Annotated in this window: 1 protein-coding gene; it reads left to right on the forward strand. The window is 34.3% G+C overall.

What is annotated here, in order from left to right:
• A partial coding sequence (locus NJT12_RS24885) for a transposase (protein WP_271338804.1) occupies nt 1-475 on the forward strand: 475 nt, incomplete at both ends.

Genomic DNA, 475 nt, shown 5'->3' on the forward strand with positions numbered 1-475 from the left:
CAATGGGAAAAAATTACAAAGACAATACAAAAAATTTTTAAGCTCCTTTAGTACGTGGGCTCCACGTGAACATGCACATGAGTGGATTATTTATCCTGAAAATATAGGTACTCACTTGTCAATTGATGAAGTAGCCTTGTCTCAGGGTGAGCTTTTTACTATTGTAACCAATAAGGAAGCTAGAGGTAAAAAAGGATGCCTAGTTGCTATTATTGAAGGGACAAAGGCAGATCAGGTCATTGAACATATTTGTAAAATTAATTACAAAGAAAGAAGTTGGGTTCAAGAAATAACACTTGACATGGCTAATTCCATGAAATTGATTTCCAAAAAATGTTTTCCAAAAGCGGTACAGGTTACCGATAGATTTCATGTTCAAAAATTAGCTCTAGAAGCATTACAGGAGATTAGAATAAAATATCGTTGGGAAGCTATGGATACTGAGAATCGATTGATATTACAAGCGAAAAGAGAA

Source organism: Flavobacterium azizsancarii (assembly GCF_027980145.1).
Classification (GTDB): domain Bacteria; phylum Bacteroidota; class Bacteroidia; order Flavobacteriales; family Flavobacteriaceae; genus Flavobacterium; species Flavobacterium azizsancarii.